Origin of the sequence: Methanosphaerula palustris E1-9c (genome assembly GCF_000021965.1) — an archaeon.
GTDB lineage: Archaea > Halobacteriota > Methanomicrobia > Methanomicrobiales > Methanospirillaceae > Methanosphaerula > Methanosphaerula palustris.
Window position 1 is genome coordinate 2,697,470 of record NC_011832.1, and the last position, 13,851, is coordinate 2,711,320.

The following is a 13,851-nucleotide window of genomic DNA, read 5'->3' on the forward strand; positions in this document are numbered from 1 at the left end:
AAGAAACAGCGACAACAACAGGTGATTACCATGACAACGATTGAAGTGATTGGAACCGGGTGTGCGAAGTGCCACCAGCTCGAAAAGAATGTGCTGGAGACGGTGAAAGAACTGGGGCTTACGGCCGAGGTCGTCAAGGTCAGCGACATCGCCGAGATCATGAAACGCGGGGTCATCTTCACTCCGGCCCTGATGGTCGACGGGGAATTGAAGGTCTCTGGCCGTGTCCCCTCGGTGAAGGAACTGAGCGGGATGCTCACGAAGGGGAAATGAGCATGGCTGAGACGTCATGTACCTGTGGCGAGGGGAAGCGGACTGTACTCTATGGATGCTCCGATGTATCGAATACCGGGCAGCTCGCGAATGCGGCTACCGTCCGGCTGACCCAAGAGGGTAAGGGCCGGATCGGCTGTCTTGCCGGCATCGGGAGTCAGCAGAAAAGGTTCATCGCGGCCGCCAAAGCGGCAGACGAGGTGGTCGCGATCGATGGCTGTGAGGTTGCCTGCGTAAAGAAGACCCTCGAACTGGCCGGGATCATCCCTGACAGGCATATCATGGTGACCTATTTCGGGATCACGAAGTCCGGGGACCTGACCCTCCACGACGAGGAGAGCGAGCGGGTGGTCGGAGCCGTTGCAACCGACCGGAAGCAGCCGCCAACCGGTGACCTGAATGAAAAGAGCAGCGAGGGAGGCTGTGGTTGCGGCGGGGGCTGCAACTGCGGATGAACCGATGCCGATTGTGCTGATCACCTGCTCGGGCCTCTCAAACGTCGGCCGGCTCACCGAACAGGTCGGCCGCCAGATCCTCACCCGCCGGCCGGGCCGGGTCGAATGGGTCCGGGCCCAGGCAGGTCCAAAGGCGATCGCCGACGCGGTCGCTGAAGCCTCCTGCGTTTTCGTGCTCGACGGATGCAAAGACTGCTGCGGGAGCAAAAAGGCGGACGAGGCCGGTGTGAAACCCTCGATCCGGCTCATGGCCACCAAACTTGGCATCGTCAAGGACAGCCGGGCCGAGGTCCGGTACGACGAGATCGAGGCGATCCAGAACGCAACGGACCTGTTGTAGAAGTCACCCCCAAGGATCGGCATCACACCACGGAGCATTACTATGTCAAAAACCACGAAACATCTCTCATTCCTGGACCGATACCTGACCCTCTGGATCTTTCTCGCGATGGCGATTGGGATCGGTCTGGGCTATTGTATCCCCTCTGTACCGAAGGTGATCACCGGCTTCTCGGTCGGCACCACCTCGATCCCGATCGCGATCGGGCTGATCGTGATGATGTATCCGCCACTCGTGAAAGTCCGGTACGAGGAGCTCGGCACGGTCTTCCGGGACAGAAAGGTGCTCGGCCTCTCGCTCTTCCAGAACTGGATCGTCGGGCCGGTGCTGATGTTCGCGCTCGCGGTCCTCTTCCTCTCTGACCGGCCCGAGTTGATGTACGGGCTGATCCTGGTCGGGCTCGCCAGGTGCATCGCGATGGTGATCGTCTGGAACGACCTGGCCGGCGGCAGCTGTGACTACTGCGCTGCGGTAGTCGGGTTGAACTCGGTCTTCCAGGTCTTCCTCTACTCGGTGTACGCCTGGATCTTCATCACGGTCCTGCCGCCCCTGCTCGGTGTCGGCGCCGGCACGGCCGTCGTCATCACAATCGGAGAGATCGCCGTCTCGGTCTTCATCTATCTCGGTATCCCGTTCATCGCCGGCGCCGTGACCCGGTTCGCCCTGCTCCGGGTGAAGTCCCGCGAGTGGTACGAGACCCGGTTCATCCCGCGGATCTCACCGCTCACCCTCGTCGCGCTGCTCTTCACGATCATTGTGATGTTCTCCCTGAAAGGGGAGTACATCGTGCAGATGCCGCTCGATGTGGTCAGGATCGCGATCCCACTGCTCTGTTACTTCCTGGTGATGTTCCTTGTCTCCTTCTGGATGGCGCACCGACTCGACGTCGACTACGCCCGGTCGGCCACCCTCTCGTTCACGGCGGCCTCCAACAACTTCGAGCTGGCGATCGCCGTGGCTGTGGCCGTCTTCGGGATCGGTTCCACCGTGGCGTTCGCGACCGTCATCGGCCCCCTCGTCGAGGTGCCGGTGATGATCGGGCTGGTCAATGTGGCGCTGTACATCCGGAAGCGGTGGTATCACAGCGAGGGGGATGGGATCTGTCCGATCCGAAGGAGTGTACCCTGACATGATCTCGATCTCACGATCGAAAGGTATCTCAAAGGCAGCGATCCATGGAGGATCATCATGAAAAAGCGTATTCTCTTCATCTGTTCCCACAATGCGGCCCGCTCCCAGATGGCCGAGGGCTACCTGCGGGAGAAGTACGGCGACCGGTACGAGGCGTTCAGCGCCGGCACGACCGCGACCGCGGTCCATCCGCTCGCCATCCTGGTGATGGCCGAGATCGGGATCGATATATCAGGCCACCGGTCCAAGGACCTCGGCGGGTTCATCGGCCAGGAGATGGATGTCGTGGTTACAGTCTGCGATGCGGCGCAGGGGATCTGTCCGATGTTTCCCTGGGCGAAGGAGACGATCCATGCCGGCTTCTCCGATCCGGCCGCGGTAGCCGGAACCTCAGATGAACAGGTGACTGCGTTCCGGTCGATCCGCGACGAGATCACCGGCTGGATCGATACCACCTTCGGTGGGGCGTAGGGAGGATGCTGAAGGTCCGGCCGCACCCGGAGTACCCTCCCGAGGAGGGGAGGTACCTGCGGGGCAACGACTTCTCGCCGGTGGCGGTCGCGATCGTGCTGAACACCGACGAGGACAAGATCCCGCCCGAGATCGAGCATCTGGTCAGGGTCGGCGTCGAGACCGGGGCCGCCCTCTCGGGGACGGTCCAGACCCCGAACATCGGGTTTGAGAAACTGATCTGGAACATCGTTGGCAACCCGAACATCCGATTCCTGGTGCTCGGCGGCCCTGAGTCAGAGGGGCACGCCACCGGAGCCGCCCTGAAGGAACTCTTTAAGAACGGCATCGACGAGCAGTCCCGTATCGTCGGGTCCGATGCTCCGTTTCCGTTTCTCTACAACATCCCCCGTCCGGTCGTCAACCGGTTCCTTGATCAGGTCACACTCGTCGACTGCCAGTTTCAGGACGCGGCGACGATCCGCGAGGCGGTCAGGGCCTGCTTTCAGGAGCAGCCGGCCGTGTTCCGGGGGGTCATGGTCGGTGATCCCGGGGCATACCCGGAACCGTCGATCGGAGGCTCTCTCACCTGGAAGGTGACGCAGCCCTGGGCCGTGCCGAAGGACGAGAAGGAGCAGGCGGCAAAACAGAAAGCGCTCGACTTGATGGAGCGGCTCAGGGCACACAATGCCGGTCGACTTCACGAGTAACAAGGCGAAGGTCAGGGGTTCACTGCTGGGGCGGATGACAGGTGCAGTTCGATCCGGCCGGATGGAGGGTCTCCCGCTCTTTTTGGTAACAGTCCTCGCAGAGGTAGACGAGGCCGTGGTCCCGGTGGATCGCTTTCACAAAACGGGTGCCCGGAGACCCGCAGAGGCTGCAGTTCATCGGTCCAGATCTGTTCTTCTGAGCTATAAACATATGGTTCTATATCCCTCCGATCTCCACATCTGATCTTATGGAGAGCTATCGATGACCAGCGGTCGGTTGCCGGCGATCTTCGTCTCACACGGAGCCCCGACGCTCCCGTTCGAGCAGATCCCGGCCAGAACGTTCCTGCAGGAACTCGGCAGGGAGTACAGTGATCTTTCAGCGGTCCTCTGCATATCGGCCCACTGGCAAACAAGGGAACCCGCTGTCGGCACCGTGCTGCACCCCGAGACGATCCATGACTTTTCCGGCTTCCCCGACGAACTCTACCGGATTCAGTACCCTGCCACTGGGTCGCCCCCGCTTGCAGACCGGGTCGCCGGCCTGCTCCAAGGGGCCGGCCTCCCCTGCAGGACCGATCAGACCCGCGGCATCGACCATGGCACCTGGGTGCCGATGATGCTGATGTACCCGGATGCCCGTGTGCCGGTGGTCCAACTCTCGATCCAGCAGCACCTCGACCCAGCCACCCACTATGCCGTCGGTCGGGCCCTCGCCCCGCTTCAGGATGAGGGGGTGCTGATCATCGGCAGCGGCGGTGCCGTTCACCCGCTCGGGTACGCAAACCTGCGAGAGGGAGCGGACCCTGACCCCTGGGCCATCGCCTTCAACGACTGGTTGAACCGGGCCGTCACCACAGGCAACCACGACGCCCTCCTTCACTTCCAGGAACAGGCGCCGTATCCGGCCCGTGCCCACCCGTACCCCGATCATTTCATGCCGCTGCTGACGATCGCCGGCACCGCAGGCCCCGGGGCGAAGGGGACGATCCTGCACCAGAGCTGGGACCTCGGCGACCTCGGGATGGGTGCCTTTGCGTTTTAAGGGACCAAATCGCTTAATGCCACGACAACGCCAGTACTGTTGATCAACCATGAAGGTCGTAGTGGTGATGCACACGCCGGAGGAGCCGGCAGAGATGCTTGGAGAAGAGTTGACGGCGAACGGAGCCGAGGTCGAGGTGGTCAATGTCTACGAAACCGGCCACCTGGCCATGCCGGAATCAGCGACCCACCTGGTGCTGCTCGGGGGTCCGATGAGCGTGAACGATACGGCGACCCTCCCGTTCATCGGGGAGGAGCAGCAGGTGATCCGTGAGTTCGTCGCGTCAGGCAAACCGGTGCTCGGGATCTGTCTGGGTGCCCAGCAGATCGCCGCGGCCTTCGGCGGGGTGGTGACGAAGTCAGTGGAGGAGATCGGGTGGCGCATGATCGCCGGTGACAGGACGATCTTCCCGGACCGGTTCACGGCCTTTCAGCTCCATGGGGAAACCTTTTCAGTCCCGGCCGGAGGGACGCTCCTCTGCAGGGGAGAACAGGTACAGAACCAGGGATTTTTGTATAAATGTGCGCTCGGCCTCCAGTTCCACCTGGAGATGACCCCCGAGCGGATCGAGGCGCTGATCACCGATCAGTCACCTGCAGAGCAGGTGACTATCAGGGAGGAGAGCCTGGTGTATGCCGAACAGGGTCATCAGATCTGCCGTCGGGTGACCGAACTCTTCCTCTCGCTCTAATACCGGACGTAGGTCCCGTAGATCCGCTTGATCCTCCGGGCGAAGGCCTTCCACCCCTCCTTTCTGAGGATCGGACCGTCCCGGAGTTTGATATGTGAGATCCGGATCTTCTTGCCGGCGAAGTCATAGACTCCGTCCACAGCGAACTCCTCCTCTCCATCGCATTTCTGATACAGGGGGATCGTGATCCGCCCGTTGTGGACCGAGGCCTTCACGACGACATCCTCGACCGCCCTGGTCCAGAGGGTGTCAATCTCCGAGGCAGCGGCGATGATCGGCCGCTTGGCGCCGACCTCGATGGCCGTCACCTCGACGCCGACGGCTGTCTCGTCGTCCAGCTCAGCTACGAGCATGTCGCCGAGCGAGATCTTCTCGTCAGGGAGGAGATCGATCACACCGAGCCGGGACTGCGACTCTGCGCTGATCACCGTCTTCACATTGATGGGTTCGGGTTCTTTCTCCCGCGGCATATGATAGATGTGGCCACAGGCACCGCACTGGACCAGCAGATCAGCGGCCTCGCGGAGCACCTGATGCGACGACTCCTCGCCGCAGGCAGGGCAGCATGCACGGATACTCATGCGGTACCTATTGGGGAGGGGGGTATATGAGCATGATTGCACCGGTCGGTCTTTGACTCAGAGGATGAGCTTCCCCTGGGCGGTCGGTTTTCTGATGTGGAGGATAGCAGCCGCCGCCAATCCGACCTGCTCTGAAACTGCGGCCGGGGCGTACACCCCGAGCCTCCACTGCCCCTGCCGGGTCTCGTTCAGGGTCTTCAACATCGGGGAGAGTTCCTCGAGCTGCACAGTCAGATGCCGGTGCCTGACCTGAACGGCCATCGACATCTCGTGCGGGAACTCGGGGATGTCGACCAGCACCTCCTCCTCCCTGACCCCAGCCTGATCGGCGATTGCAGCTGCGATCGCCCGTTCCTCGTGCTGTGGCCGGACCGCCGGGAGGGCAGCGGTATTGATCTGGTCCTTACCAACGTACAGCGCCCGCTTGAAGAGATCCCGCTGGAGCAGCCGGGCCACCAGGAGCTGCGCCCTCTGGGCGGCGGAGTTCCTGAGTGTCTGGATGCAGGCCCCATCGTCCATCCGGACCAGAGCCGCCATATCAGTCTGGTCAACGCCGGTACTGATATGGTAATAGAGCGCCAGCCCGAAGATCCCCTCGGCGATCCGTCCTACATGATGAAAGTAGACCGCCGGGCGCATCAGGGTCCGTGCGATCAGCAGGGACTCGGCGGCATTGATCCCGCTCTCCCGCAGGACCATGCCCCTGTCGGTCAACATCACCGATCGGATCAATCGGTGGGCGTCGACGGTGCCGTATGGCACCCCTGTGTAGTGGGCATCCCGCAGCAGATAGTCCATCCGGTCCACGTCCAGGTCCCCGTGGATGATCCCGCCGAGCGGGTGCTCCCCCTCGATCAGGGCGCAGACCGCCTCAGGATCGATCCCGGCGTCATTTATCAGATCCCAGGTACCGGTGCTGACCAGAACCTCCCTGATATGGTGATGGCTCCGCCCGGTGTACTCCTCCATGAACGGTTCGATCGCATGGGAGTACGGACCGTGGCCGATGTCGTGGAGCAGGGCCGCGGTCTTCACCAGTAGTGTCTCCTCGGCAGGGAGGTCCAGCTGCCGCGCCATCAGCCCAGCCAGGTGCATCGTCCCGAGCGAGTGTTCGAAGCGGGTGTGGTTGGCCCCAGGATAGACCAGGTACGAGAACCCAAGCTGCCGGACTGCACGAAGCCGCTGCATCACCGGGGCGTCGAGGAGTGGGAGGAGGTGGTCATCCACCTCGACATACCCGTGGACTGGGTCTTTGATGATCTTCATCGTCGATAGATACTCTAGAGAGCGGCGGGATAAACATATTCGTAATGATCACAGTGCTGTCCGGGGGCACCGGCACCCCAAAACTCCTCCGTGGACTTCATGCCCTGGTCCCCGATGAAGAGATCACAGTCGTCGTGAACACCGCCGAGGACCTCTGGATCTCAGGCAACCACCTCTCGCCCGATGTCGATACCGTCATCTACCTGTATGCCGGGCTGTTGAACACCGATACCTGGTGGGGGATCAGGGGAGATACATTCCTCACCCACGAGGCTCTCGTCCCCCTATCAGCGAACGAGTTCATTGCGATCGGTGATCAGGACCGGGCTGTGCACATCGCACGTGGAGAGATGCTTCGGAACGGGTCCACCCTGACCGAAGCGACCCGGCATCTCTGTCGTTCCTTCGGGGTTAAGGCGCGGGTGCTCCCGATGTCCGATGCACCGGTCGGGACGATGGTGGCTACCGAGAACGGGCTGATCCACTTCCAGGAGTACTGGATCCGGCACCATGGCCAGGTCCCGATCACCAGCGTGGTCAGGCAGCCTGAGCGGTTCGAAGCCTCGCAGGCCGTCCTTGAGGCCCTGATGGAGTGCGATGCGGTGATCGTCGGCCCCTCGAACCCGGTCACCAGCATCGGCCCGATCCTCGAGTGCATCTGGGTCCCGGATCTCCTCAGGGAGAAGCCGGTGATCGCAGTCAGTCCATTCATTGGGGATGCCCCGATCAGTGGACCGGCTGCGGCTCTGATGAAGGCCTCCGGGGTTGAGCCCTCGTCGCTCGGGACCTTCGGGCTGTACCGGGACTTTGTCGACATCTTCGTGCAGGACATCCGCGACCCGGTCGCCGTCCCCGGGGCGGTCCGGTGCGATACCCTGATGAAGGACCAGGAGAAGAGCACCGCCCTCGCCGCTGAGGTGCTCTCCCTGATGAAGAGCCTCGCCTGAGTCGAGCACCTCAACCATTAAATCCCCGGTCCGCCATTCACTGCCCATGGCACCTGCCCGCCTCTACCGGCTGGTCTTGGTCGTGGCGATCGTGATCGTCGGGGCAGTCTACCTCGCCGACCTCGCCCAGGACCGGTCGGCTACCAGACTCCCCTCCGCCGAGATCGCGGCCTACGAGGGGCAGCCACTGACCCCGATCGAGGGGATCCGGGAGAATTCGATCAAGGGACCGCAGCAGGTCGACATCGGGACCTACCACCTCACGGTGAGCGGGCTGGTCACCAAACCACAGAATTATACCTACCAGGAGGTGCTGGACCGGTTTCCCCACTACGAAAAGGTCGTCACCCTCCACTGCGTCGAGGGGTGGGACGCCACTCTCCTCTGGCAGGGGGTACTGGTCAGTGACCTGCTGAACAGTTCTGTGCCGGACGATCAGGGGTCGATCGTGATCTTTCAGGCGGCGGACGGGTATACGACCTCTTTCCCCAGATCGTACTTCACCGACCGGCCGATCCTGCTCGCCTACCAGGTGAACAATCTGACCCTCCCTGCCGAGCGGGGGTACCCGTTCGCCCTAGTGGCTGAGGATAAATGGGGATACAAATGGATCCGCTGGGTGACCGGGATCGAGGTCTCTGATGATACAGGTTACCGTGGGTACTGGGAGCAGCGTGGGTACGCCCCCGATGGCGATCTGAACCGGTCGTTCTTTGGATGAGCGTTATGAGACGAACCGTGCTGAAGAAGTACATCGCGAACCTGCTGCTCCTACTGATCGCCCTCTACCTGCTCACCGGGTTTGGGATCGCCAATCCCGGGCTGGTCACGCCGTTGACCTTTGGCCTCCTCGGAAAGGCCCAGGCTCAGGACATCCATACGCTACTCTGGGGACCGTTTATCATACTGGTCCTCCTCCACCTGTACATGACCGCGTCATGGGGTGGGAATCCAAAAAAAGAGCATTGAATCGGAAAGAAACAGGTAGGTTACTCTGCTGCGTCCAGGTCCTTGAGCAATTCGTCGCAGAACCCCGAGAGCCTGCCGCAGGCCTCGCGGATCACGGCTATCGGGGATTTTTCGCCCTTGGTCGTGATGAAGAGTTCAGGGTCTGAAAACTGGTATTTGATCCGGTATCGTGCCACATCGACCTCAGGATCGGTCAGGATCTCCTCGGTCAGTGCGTTCATAAAGGTATTGCCCTCTCCTGCGATCAGAAGGCGTGCTTTATCCTTCTCCAGCTCAAGGATCTTGATCTCCATGCCTTTATGGTTGGTAGGGGAAGAAGGATATAGGTATGGGTGATGCCTCAGAAGGAGAACATCTCGCCATCGTGCCCGGCATGGGGTGTGTCGAACGGGATCCTGTGAGAGAGGTGGACACATCGGAACTCCTTCGCCCCGCTCTCCTCTGCGATCTGGCAGGCCTCCTCATAGTTCATGTGCTTGTGGATGTGGAATCCGGGCGGAACAATCCCGTCGATCAGGAGCAGGTCGGCTCCCTGCAACATGGCCCTGCTCGCCGGGTCGAGGTCGGCCCTGGTGTCGGCGGTGTAACAGATCACCGTCCCCTGGTGCTCGATCCGAAGGCCGGTAGTGTATGCCGGCGGATGGTTGACCGGGAAGAGGGTGATCGTCATCCCGAGCAGTTCGAACGGTTTGAACGGTGTGACCGGGTGCCTCTCGAATGGAAGGAACGAGAAGGTCTGGCCGCAGTACTCCAGCACCTCTGCCGCCCCGTAGACGGCCGGCGGCTTCTGCACCCGGTAGAACTCTCCAAATCCCATGAAATGATCATAATGGCCATGGGTCCAGATCACTGCGTCGATCTCTGGTGATCCTGCGCAGAGGAGCTGCTGCCGCAGGTCGGGCGAGGTGTCGATCAGCAGGTGGCGATCGTCCACCTCAATGAGCAGCGAGGTTCGAAGGCGTTGCTCCCCGGTTCTGTATGCCTCCATGCACTGGGGACAGGCGCACCTGATCTTTGGGGTGCCTATCGCATCCCCGGTACCGAGCAACCGAAGTTTCATCCTACACCCAGCAACAGTCCTTGATGGTGTTCCGCTTCTCGACCATCTCGACACCCTTCTCGATGTCGTCCTGGGAGATCATATGCTGACCCCGCATCAGTGCCGAGATCATCCCTTCCTTGACGATCATCCGGAGATCGGCCCCTGAGAACTTGGCAGTCTCCTCTGCCAGCTGGTCCAGGTTCAGGGACGAGTCCAGGGTTGCCGTCAGTTTGGAGAGGATCGTTCTGCGCATTCCGGTATCCGGGAGGGCGAACTCGATCACCTCGTCGAACCTCCGCCAGGCCGCGTCATCGAGCAGACGCGGGTGATTGGTGGCCCCGATCAGTACCACGCCATTCTTAACCAGGTTCACCTGGTCGATGTTCTTTAAGAGGGCGTTCACGGCCCGCTTCATCGCGCCGTGATCGTCGTTGGTCCGGCTCTTCGCGATGAAGTCGAACTCGTCGATGAAGAGGATCGACGGGGTCAGTTTTCTCGCGAGGTCGAAGATCCGGTCGATGTTCTTGGAGGTCTCGCCGAGGTACTGCGAGGTGATCATTGAGAGGCGGACCTCAAGGATCGGCATGTGCAGCACATGCGACATCGAGAGCGCCAGCGAGGTCTTACCAGTACCGGGTGGGCCGACGAAGAGGAACTTGCCCACCTCATGGATATCATGAGCCCGGAGGAAGTCCAGGTTGGCCATCGCCGTGTTGATCTTTCTGATGCTGTCCTCCTGCTCAGGGGAGAGGACCAGGTCCTCAAGCCGCTGGGTCACCTCTTCAGGGGCTGACACAATGATCAGGTCCAGCGCCCCCCGGATCTTCTCGTCATCGGCGATGATCGCGGAGATCTTCTTCTCCAAGTAGGCCCGAGTATCCTCGTACGGAATATTGGCGGCCTTGGCCTGCAGGTACGACACGTCGACCTGACGTTCCGTCTCATAGTACCAGGCGAGTGCAGGGTTCCGCTGGATCTGCGCGGTCCCTCCTTTCTTGACGAACCAGTCCGCCGCACCGGGCAGCGCGGTGATCCGCAGCCGCTGGCCGAACTCCTCGTAGGAGACGAACGGGTTCGCTTTCAGTTGTTCGGCGGCATCCGAGATCCCGAATACCTTTCTGATCATCCCTTCACTAACACTGACCGGCCGTTTCACCTCGGCAGACTTGCTGGTGACACCAAAGATCTCCCTGCAGACAGGAGTCAGATCGTTGATGTTGAGTCTCTGGTACTGGTTGTAGACCTCGGCTGTCAGGACAACCTCTGTCAGCTTCAGCATCTCATCGTCTCCGGACATAGATCTTAACCGTATCTATTCGCCGGCCCCTGCGATAAGCATATCCAATCATGCAGTGGTGACGAAGGAACCTTCTTCGGTCACGATCAGGGTGTGTTCATGCTGCGAGACCATCGAACCTGGCTGGTCATGGAGGACTGGATAGCCGTAGCAGACACCGGCCCGGATCAGCGCGTTCAGTGCCAGATCCCGCTTTTGATCGGTGATCCACCTGCGTGCAAACGGCATTCCGTTTCGATCGCTGATATCCTCCAGCACCCTCCTCGCCGCCGGCATCCTGACCGGATGGTTCCCGATCTGCTGCAGGATCTCGATCCTCTGTTCATCGTTCACCCGGCCGCTCCCGGTGGTCGCGAACGGTTCGATGGCGATCACCATTCCCTCAACCAGGGGGGTGCCCCCGATCAGCCTGATGTTCGGGATCGACGGCTGGGTGTGGATCTGGAACTGCCCAAGGCCGTGACCGGTCAGGTTCGCGATCGGTTTGAACCCTTTCGCCTCGATGGTCTGCTGGATGATCCCGCCGAGTTCGCCGGTGGTGACTCCGGGCCTTACCGCCCGGATCGCTTCGGCGAGGGCCTGCTCAGAGGCGCTGACCAGGTCGGCATGGTCGCCGAGGTTGACGGTGGTCGCAGTGTCCGCTATATACCCATCCAGGTGGACGCCGAGGTCGATCTTGATCAGGTCACCTGCGGCAAAGACCCGTTCGTCCCCGGCATATGCAGTGTCATGAGCTGCGGCCTCGTTGAACGATACGTTCAGCGGGAAGGCGAGCCCGGCCCCCTCATCGACAACCATCTGTTCGATCCCTTCGACCACATCGAGCAGTGATGCCCCGACAGTCACCATCCCACGTCCCTTCTTTAAGATCGCAGAGGCCAGCGTTCCGGCCTCTGTATAATTATCACGTATCTCGTCCTTCATAGAATCATCTCCTCTTTGCACCGGGTCAGGTTCTCTGCGCAGTCGGGTCTGACCACACAGAGATCCTCGAGCCGGACCCCGCCGATGCCAGGGAAGTAAAGCCCCGGCTCAACGGTCACGACCTCTCCTGCACCCAAGGGCCCCCCTGACGGACCGAGCGTCGGCAGTTCATGGACCGCCAGCCCGACCCCGTGGCCGAGGTTATGCGTGAACCCGGTCGTCCCGGTGGCATACCCCCGCTCGGCGAAGAGGTCGACGGCGACCCGGTGGACGGCGGCCCCTTCGGCCCCGGCCCTGATCGCACCGAGTCCCGCGGCCTTGGCGTCCCTGACGGCCGTATACATCTCCATGATCGCCGGGTCGGCCTCCCCCTTCACATAGGTCCGGGTCATGTCAGCATAGTACCCGGTCGTGTCACTCTTCGGGAAGATGTCGATCACGATCGGCTCTCCGGCGAGGAGGGGGCCGGCCCCGGCGTGGTGCGGTAGGGCACTGTCCGGGCCGCAGGAGACGATCGTCTCGGCCCCGGTGCAGCCGTACTTCTGGAGTGCGGTATGGATCGCCTGCCTCACCAGTTCGGCGGTCAGGGGCTCGCCCCCTCTCTGCAGCACGCCCTTCTTCACCTTCGCCCGGCGGATCATTCTCCTGGCCGTCTTCATCGAGGCCTCGGTCGCCTGCTGCACCATCCTGATACAGGCGATCTCCTCCTCGCTCTTGACGGCTCGCATTCGTTCAACGGTCTGGTCGTCGACGACAACCGTGCAGAGGCTGGAGAGGGGGGCGTACAGCCCGGCCGGGAAGGTCGGCGAGACGAGCAGGTTCCCGCCGGCGAGCCGGCTGATCATCGTCGCCATCGCCTTCCAGTGGTCGGGCTCCTCCTTTAAGATCTCCAGCAGGCCGGCCTCGGAGCGGGTGACCGGGAGGAAGGCTGACTCCTGCATCGCCCTCCCATACTCCATCTGTGAGACGACGATCTGCCCCTGCTCCCCTCTTCGCTTCAGATAGACCACCGGATCGGTACAGGAGAATCTGGTCAGGTAGCGCATATCAGGGTCAAGGGAGGAGCCGTAGCCGACATAGGCTGCAGCTCCGCTCTGCTCTGTCATCATATCGAGCAGCTTCATTGGGTACTATGATTCGAGGTGAAACCAGAAGTACTTTTATCATAGACGTGCAGTATCAATAATGGATGAGGCGACAAAAGGGCGGTTCAAGTGGAAGTTTTATAAACTGACGCTCGTCCTCAATGTGATCGTTCTGCTGGTTGCGTTTGGAGTGATTGCACTCTTCAAGGCGCCGTTCGATCTGAATATTCCGTTCTCACTGGGGTTATTTATCGCAGCTGTAGCGCTCTCGGCGCTCTTCATGCGGATGTACCGGGTGGAGAAGGCCTGGCTCAACAGCCAGCCTTGACCTGAGGCCCTGATGATCGACAAACTACGCGGCGAGATCGAGCTCTTCGAGCGGCATATCGAGATCGCCCGAACGGTTCGGGATCACCAGCCGATTGGGATCACCAGGCTCGCCGAACTGCTTGATCTGCCAGTGCACCGGGTCAGGTACTCGCTCCGGGTGCTCGAGCAGGATGGATACATTTCGGCATCCCCGGCAGGTGCTGTTGTAACACAGCGGACCGAGGCCCTGCTCGGGGCCCTGGATCAGAACCTGGACGACCTGATCGCGATCCTCTCCTCGATCAGACGCTGACCCCGCGTCTTTCTCATTGGCTC

The 13,851-nt window shown here is 61.3% G+C and carries 21 protein-coding genes; 13 read left to right on the forward strand and 8 right to left on the reverse strand.

What is annotated here, in order from left to right; translation table 11 throughout:
* Positions 1–30 precede the first annotated feature (30 nt).
* From MPAL_RS12830 to MPAL_RS14825, 6 genes are read left to right on the forward strand one after another with little or no spacing between them, the layout of a single operon-like run.
* Positions 31–273: a thioredoxin family protein gene (locus tag MPAL_RS12830; protein ID WP_012619156.1), complete on the forward strand. Its 243-nt coding sequence runs from the start codon at positions 31–33 to the stop codon at positions 271–273.
* A 2-nt stretch (positions 274–275) separates the two neighbouring features.
* The gene (locus MPAL_RS12835) at positions 276–728 is read left to right on the forward strand and encodes a putative zinc-binding protein (RefSeq protein ID WP_012619157.1); all 453 of its coding nucleotides are present in this window, start codon (positions 276–278) and stop codon (positions 726–728) included.
* A 4-nt stretch (positions 729–732) separates the two neighbouring features.
* Positions 733–1,068: a putative zinc-binding protein gene (locus tag MPAL_RS12840; RefSeq protein ID WP_012619158.1), complete on the forward strand. Its 336-nt coding sequence runs from the start codon at positions 733–735 to the stop codon at positions 1,066–1,068.
* 42 nt (positions 1,069–1,110) lie between these two features.
* Positions 1,111–2,196 (forward strand): ACR3 family arsenite efflux transporter, encoded by a 1,086-nt coding sequence (gene arsB / locus MPAL_RS12845; protein ID WP_012619159.1) that lies wholly within the window; start codon positions 1,111–1,113, stop codon positions 2,194–2,196.
* 60 nt (positions 2,197–2,256) lie between these two features.
* Entirely contained in the window at positions 2,257–2,670 is a 414-nt protein-coding gene (locus tag MPAL_RS12850; protein ID WP_012619160.1) for an arsenate reductase ArsC, read from the forward strand.
* A gap of 5 nt (positions 2,671–2,675) precedes the next feature.
* Complete coding sequence (locus MPAL_RS14825; protein ID WP_012619161.1) at positions 2,676–3,359, forward strand: tetrahydromethanopterin S-methyltransferase subunit A; 684 nt, start codon at positions 2,676–2,678, stop codon at positions 3,357–3,359.
* Positions 3,360–3,378: 19 nt separating this feature from the next.
* On the opposite strand, the gene MPAL_RS16375 is transcribed toward MPAL_RS14825, so the two are convergent.
* Positions 3,379–3,537 carry a hypothetical protein gene (locus tag MPAL_RS16375; RefSeq protein ID WP_158303686.1) on the reverse strand — a complete coding sequence of 53 codons (159 nt, stop codon included), beginning with the start codon at positions 3,535–3,537 and terminating at the stop codon, positions 3,379–3,381.
* A gap of 84 nt (positions 3,538–3,621) precedes the next feature.
* Here MPAL_RS16375 and MPAL_RS12865 point away from each other — a divergent pair, with 84 nt between their 5' ends.
* Both MPAL_RS12865 and MPAL_RS12870 read left to right on the forward strand, forming a co-directional pair.
* Positions 3,622–4,404 (forward strand): DODA-type extradiol aromatic ring-opening family dioxygenase, encoded by a 783-nt coding sequence (locus tag MPAL_RS12865; RefSeq protein ID WP_012619163.1) that lies wholly within the window; start codon positions 3,622–3,624, stop codon positions 4,402–4,404.
* A gap of 49 nt (positions 4,405–4,453) precedes the next feature.
* Positions 4,454–5,095: a type 1 glutamine amidotransferase gene (locus tag MPAL_RS12870; RefSeq protein ID WP_012619164.1), complete on the forward strand. Its 642-nt coding sequence runs from the start codon at positions 4,454–4,456 to the stop codon at positions 5,093–5,095.
* On the opposite strand, the gene MPAL_RS12875 is transcribed toward MPAL_RS12870, so the two are convergent.
* Together MPAL_RS12875 and MPAL_RS12880 are read right to left on the reverse strand one after the other, a co-directional pair.
* On the reverse strand, positions 5,092–5,676 hold the full coding sequence (locus MPAL_RS12875; RefSeq protein ID WP_012619165.1) for an HVO_0476 family zinc finger protein: 585 nt from the start codon (positions 5,674–5,676) through the stop codon (positions 5,092–5,094). The two genes, MPAL_RS12870 and MPAL_RS12875, sit on opposite strands and share 4 nt — an antisense overlap.
* Before the next feature lie 57 nt (positions 5,677–5,733).
* Positions 5,734–6,942, reverse strand: a complete 1,209-nt coding sequence (locus tag MPAL_RS12880) for an HD domain-containing protein (protein ID WP_012619166.1) — start codon at positions 6,940–6,942, stop codon at positions 5,734–5,736.
* Positions 6,943–6,986: 44 nt separating this feature from the next.
* On the opposite strand from MPAL_RS12880, the gene cofD reads away from it, so the two are divergent.
* The 3 genes from cofD to MPAL_RS12895 are packed head-to-tail and all read left to right on the forward strand — an operon-like array spanning position 6,987 to position 8,858.
* Entirely contained in the window at positions 6,987–7,889 is a 903-nt protein-coding gene (gene cofD, locus MPAL_RS12885) for a 2-phospho-L-lactate transferase (protein WP_012619167.1), read from the forward strand.
* A 46-nt stretch (positions 7,890–7,935) separates the two neighbouring features.
* Positions 7,936–8,610 carry a molybdopterin-dependent oxidoreductase gene (locus tag MPAL_RS12890; protein WP_012619168.1) on the forward strand — a complete coding sequence of 225 codons (675 nt, stop codon included), beginning with the start codon at positions 7,936–7,938 and terminating at the stop codon, positions 8,608–8,610.
* A 5-nt stretch (positions 8,611–8,615) separates the two neighbouring features.
* A complete protein-coding gene (locus MPAL_RS12895; protein ID WP_012619169.1) occupies positions 8,616–8,858 on the forward strand; it encodes a hypothetical protein in 243 nt (80 codons plus the stop codon).
* A 20-nt stretch (positions 8,859–8,878) separates the two neighbouring features.
* On the opposite strand, the gene MPAL_RS12900 is transcribed toward MPAL_RS12895, so the two are convergent.
* From MPAL_RS12900 to MPAL_RS12920, 5 genes are all read right to left on the reverse strand, one after another.
* A complete protein-coding gene (locus MPAL_RS12900; protein ID WP_012619170.1) occupies positions 8,879–9,151 on the reverse strand; it encodes a DNA-directed RNA polymerase subunit L in 273 nt (90 codons plus the stop codon).
* 47 nt (positions 9,152–9,198) lie between these two features.
* On the reverse strand, positions 9,199–9,918 hold the full coding sequence (locus MPAL_RS12905) for an MBL fold metallo-hydrolase (protein ID WP_012619171.1): 720 nt from the start codon (positions 9,916–9,918) through the stop codon (positions 9,199–9,201).
* 1 nt (position 9,919) lies between these two features.
* Positions 9,920–11,179 (reverse strand): ATP-binding protein, encoded by a 1,260-nt coding sequence (locus MPAL_RS12910; RefSeq protein ID WP_012619172.1) that lies wholly within the window; start codon positions 11,177–11,179, stop codon positions 9,920–9,922.
* 66 nt (positions 11,180–11,245) lie between these two features.
* Entirely contained in the window at positions 11,246–12,121 is an 876-nt protein-coding gene (map, locus tag MPAL_RS12915) for a type II methionyl aminopeptidase (RefSeq protein ID WP_012619173.1), read from the reverse strand.
* Positions 12,118–13,245 carry a M24 family metallopeptidase gene (locus MPAL_RS12920; RefSeq protein ID WP_012619174.1) on the reverse strand — a complete coding sequence of 376 codons (1,128 nt, stop codon included), beginning with the start codon at positions 13,243–13,245 and terminating at the stop codon, positions 12,118–12,120. The genes map and MPAL_RS12920 overlap by 4 nt, the downstream gene beginning before the upstream one ends.
* Positions 13,246–13,306: 61 nt before the next feature.
* Between MPAL_RS12920 and MPAL_RS12925 the strand changes: the two genes are divergently transcribed.
* Both MPAL_RS12925 and MPAL_RS12930 read left to right on the forward strand, forming a co-directional pair.
* Positions 13,307–13,534: a hypothetical protein gene (locus MPAL_RS12925; protein ID WP_012619175.1), complete on the forward strand. Its 228-nt coding sequence runs from the start codon at positions 13,307–13,309 to the stop codon at positions 13,532–13,534.
* Positions 13,535–13,546: 12 nt separating this feature from the next.
* Entirely contained in the window at positions 13,547–13,828 is a 282-nt protein-coding gene (locus MPAL_RS12930; protein ID WP_012619176.1) for a hypothetical protein, read from the forward strand.
* Positions 13,829–13,851: the final 23 nt, after the last annotated feature.

What these genes read in the sequence shown, in the direction of transcription:
- MPAL_RS12840 (WP_012619158.1), top strand. Translation starts at nt 733, where the DNA reads ATGCCGATTGTGCTGATCACCTGCTCGGGCCTCTCAAACGTCGGCCGG.
- MPAL_RS12890 (WP_012619168.1), top strand. Translation starts at nt 7,936, where the DNA reads ATGGCACCTGCCCGCCTCTACCGGCTGGTCTTGGTCGTGGCGATCGTG.
- MPAL_RS12880 (WP_012619166.1), bottom strand. Translation starts at nt 6,942, where the DNA reads ATGAAGATCATCAAAGACCCAGTCCACGGGTATGTCGAGGTGGATGAC.
- MPAL_RS12870 (WP_012619164.1), top strand. Translation starts at nt 4,454, where the DNA reads ATGAAGGTCGTAGTGGTGATGCACACGCCGGAGGAGCCGGCAGAGATG.
- cofD (WP_012619167.1), top strand. Translation starts at nt 6,987, where the DNA reads ATGATCACAGTGCTGTCCGGGGGCACCGGCACCCCAAAACTCCTCCGT.
- MPAL_RS16375 (WP_158303686.1), bottom strand. Translation starts at nt 3,537, where the DNA reads ATGAACTGCAGCCTCTGCGGGTCTCCGGGCACCCGTTTTGTGAAAGCG.
- arsB (WP_012619159.1), top strand. Translation starts at nt 1,111, where the DNA reads ATGTCAAAAACCACGAAACATCTCTCATTCCTGGACCGATACCTGACC.
- MPAL_RS12920 (WP_012619174.1), bottom strand. Translation starts at nt 13,245, where the DNA reads ATGAAGCTGCTCGATATGATGACAGAGCAGAGCGGAGCTGCAGCCTAT.
- MPAL_RS12925 (WP_012619175.1), top strand. Translation starts at nt 13,307, where the DNA reads ATGGATGAGGCGACAAAAGGGCGGTTCAAGTGGAAGTTTTATAAACTG.
- MPAL_RS12930 (WP_012619176.1), top strand. Translation starts at nt 13,547, where the DNA reads ATGATCGACAAACTACGCGGCGAGATCGAGCTCTTCGAGCGGCATATC.
- MPAL_RS12850 (WP_012619160.1), top strand. Translation starts at nt 2,257, where the DNA reads ATGAAAAAGCGTATTCTCTTCATCTGTTCCCACAATGCGGCCCGCTCC.
- MPAL_RS12830 (WP_012619156.1), top strand. Translation starts at nt 31, where the DNA reads ATGACAACGATTGAAGTGATTGGAACCGGGTGTGCGAAGTGCCACCAG.
- MPAL_RS12905 (WP_012619171.1), bottom strand. Translation starts at nt 9,918, where the DNA reads ATGAAACTTCGGTTGCTCGGTACCGGGGATGCGATAGGCACCCCAAAG.
- MPAL_RS12875 (WP_012619165.1), bottom strand. Translation starts at nt 5,676, where the DNA reads ATGAGTATCCGTGCATGCTGCCCTGCCTGCGGCGAGGAGTCGTCGCAT.
- map (WP_012619173.1), bottom strand. Translation starts at nt 12,121, where the DNA reads ATGAAGGACGAGATACGTGATAATTATACAGAGGCCGGAACGCTGGCC.
- MPAL_RS14825 (WP_012619161.1), top strand. Translation starts at nt 2,676, where the DNA reads ATGCTGAAGGTCCGGCCGCACCCGGAGTACCCTCCCGAGGAGGGGAGG.
- MPAL_RS12910 (WP_012619172.1), bottom strand. Translation starts at nt 11,179, where the DNA reads ATGCTGAAGCTGACAGAGGTTGTCCTGACAGCCGAGGTCTACAACCAG.
- MPAL_RS12900 (WP_012619170.1), bottom strand. Translation starts at nt 9,151, where the DNA reads ATGGAGATCAAGATCCTTGAGCTGGAGAAGGATAAAGCACGCCTTCTG.
- MPAL_RS12895 (WP_012619169.1), top strand. Translation starts at nt 8,616, where the DNA reads ATGAGACGAACCGTGCTGAAGAAGTACATCGCGAACCTGCTGCTCCTA.
- MPAL_RS12835 (WP_012619157.1), top strand. Translation starts at nt 276, where the DNA reads ATGGCTGAGACGTCATGTACCTGTGGCGAGGGGAAGCGGACTGTACTC.
- MPAL_RS12865 (WP_012619163.1), top strand. Translation starts at nt 3,622, where the DNA reads ATGACCAGCGGTCGGTTGCCGGCGATCTTCGTCTCACACGGAGCCCCG.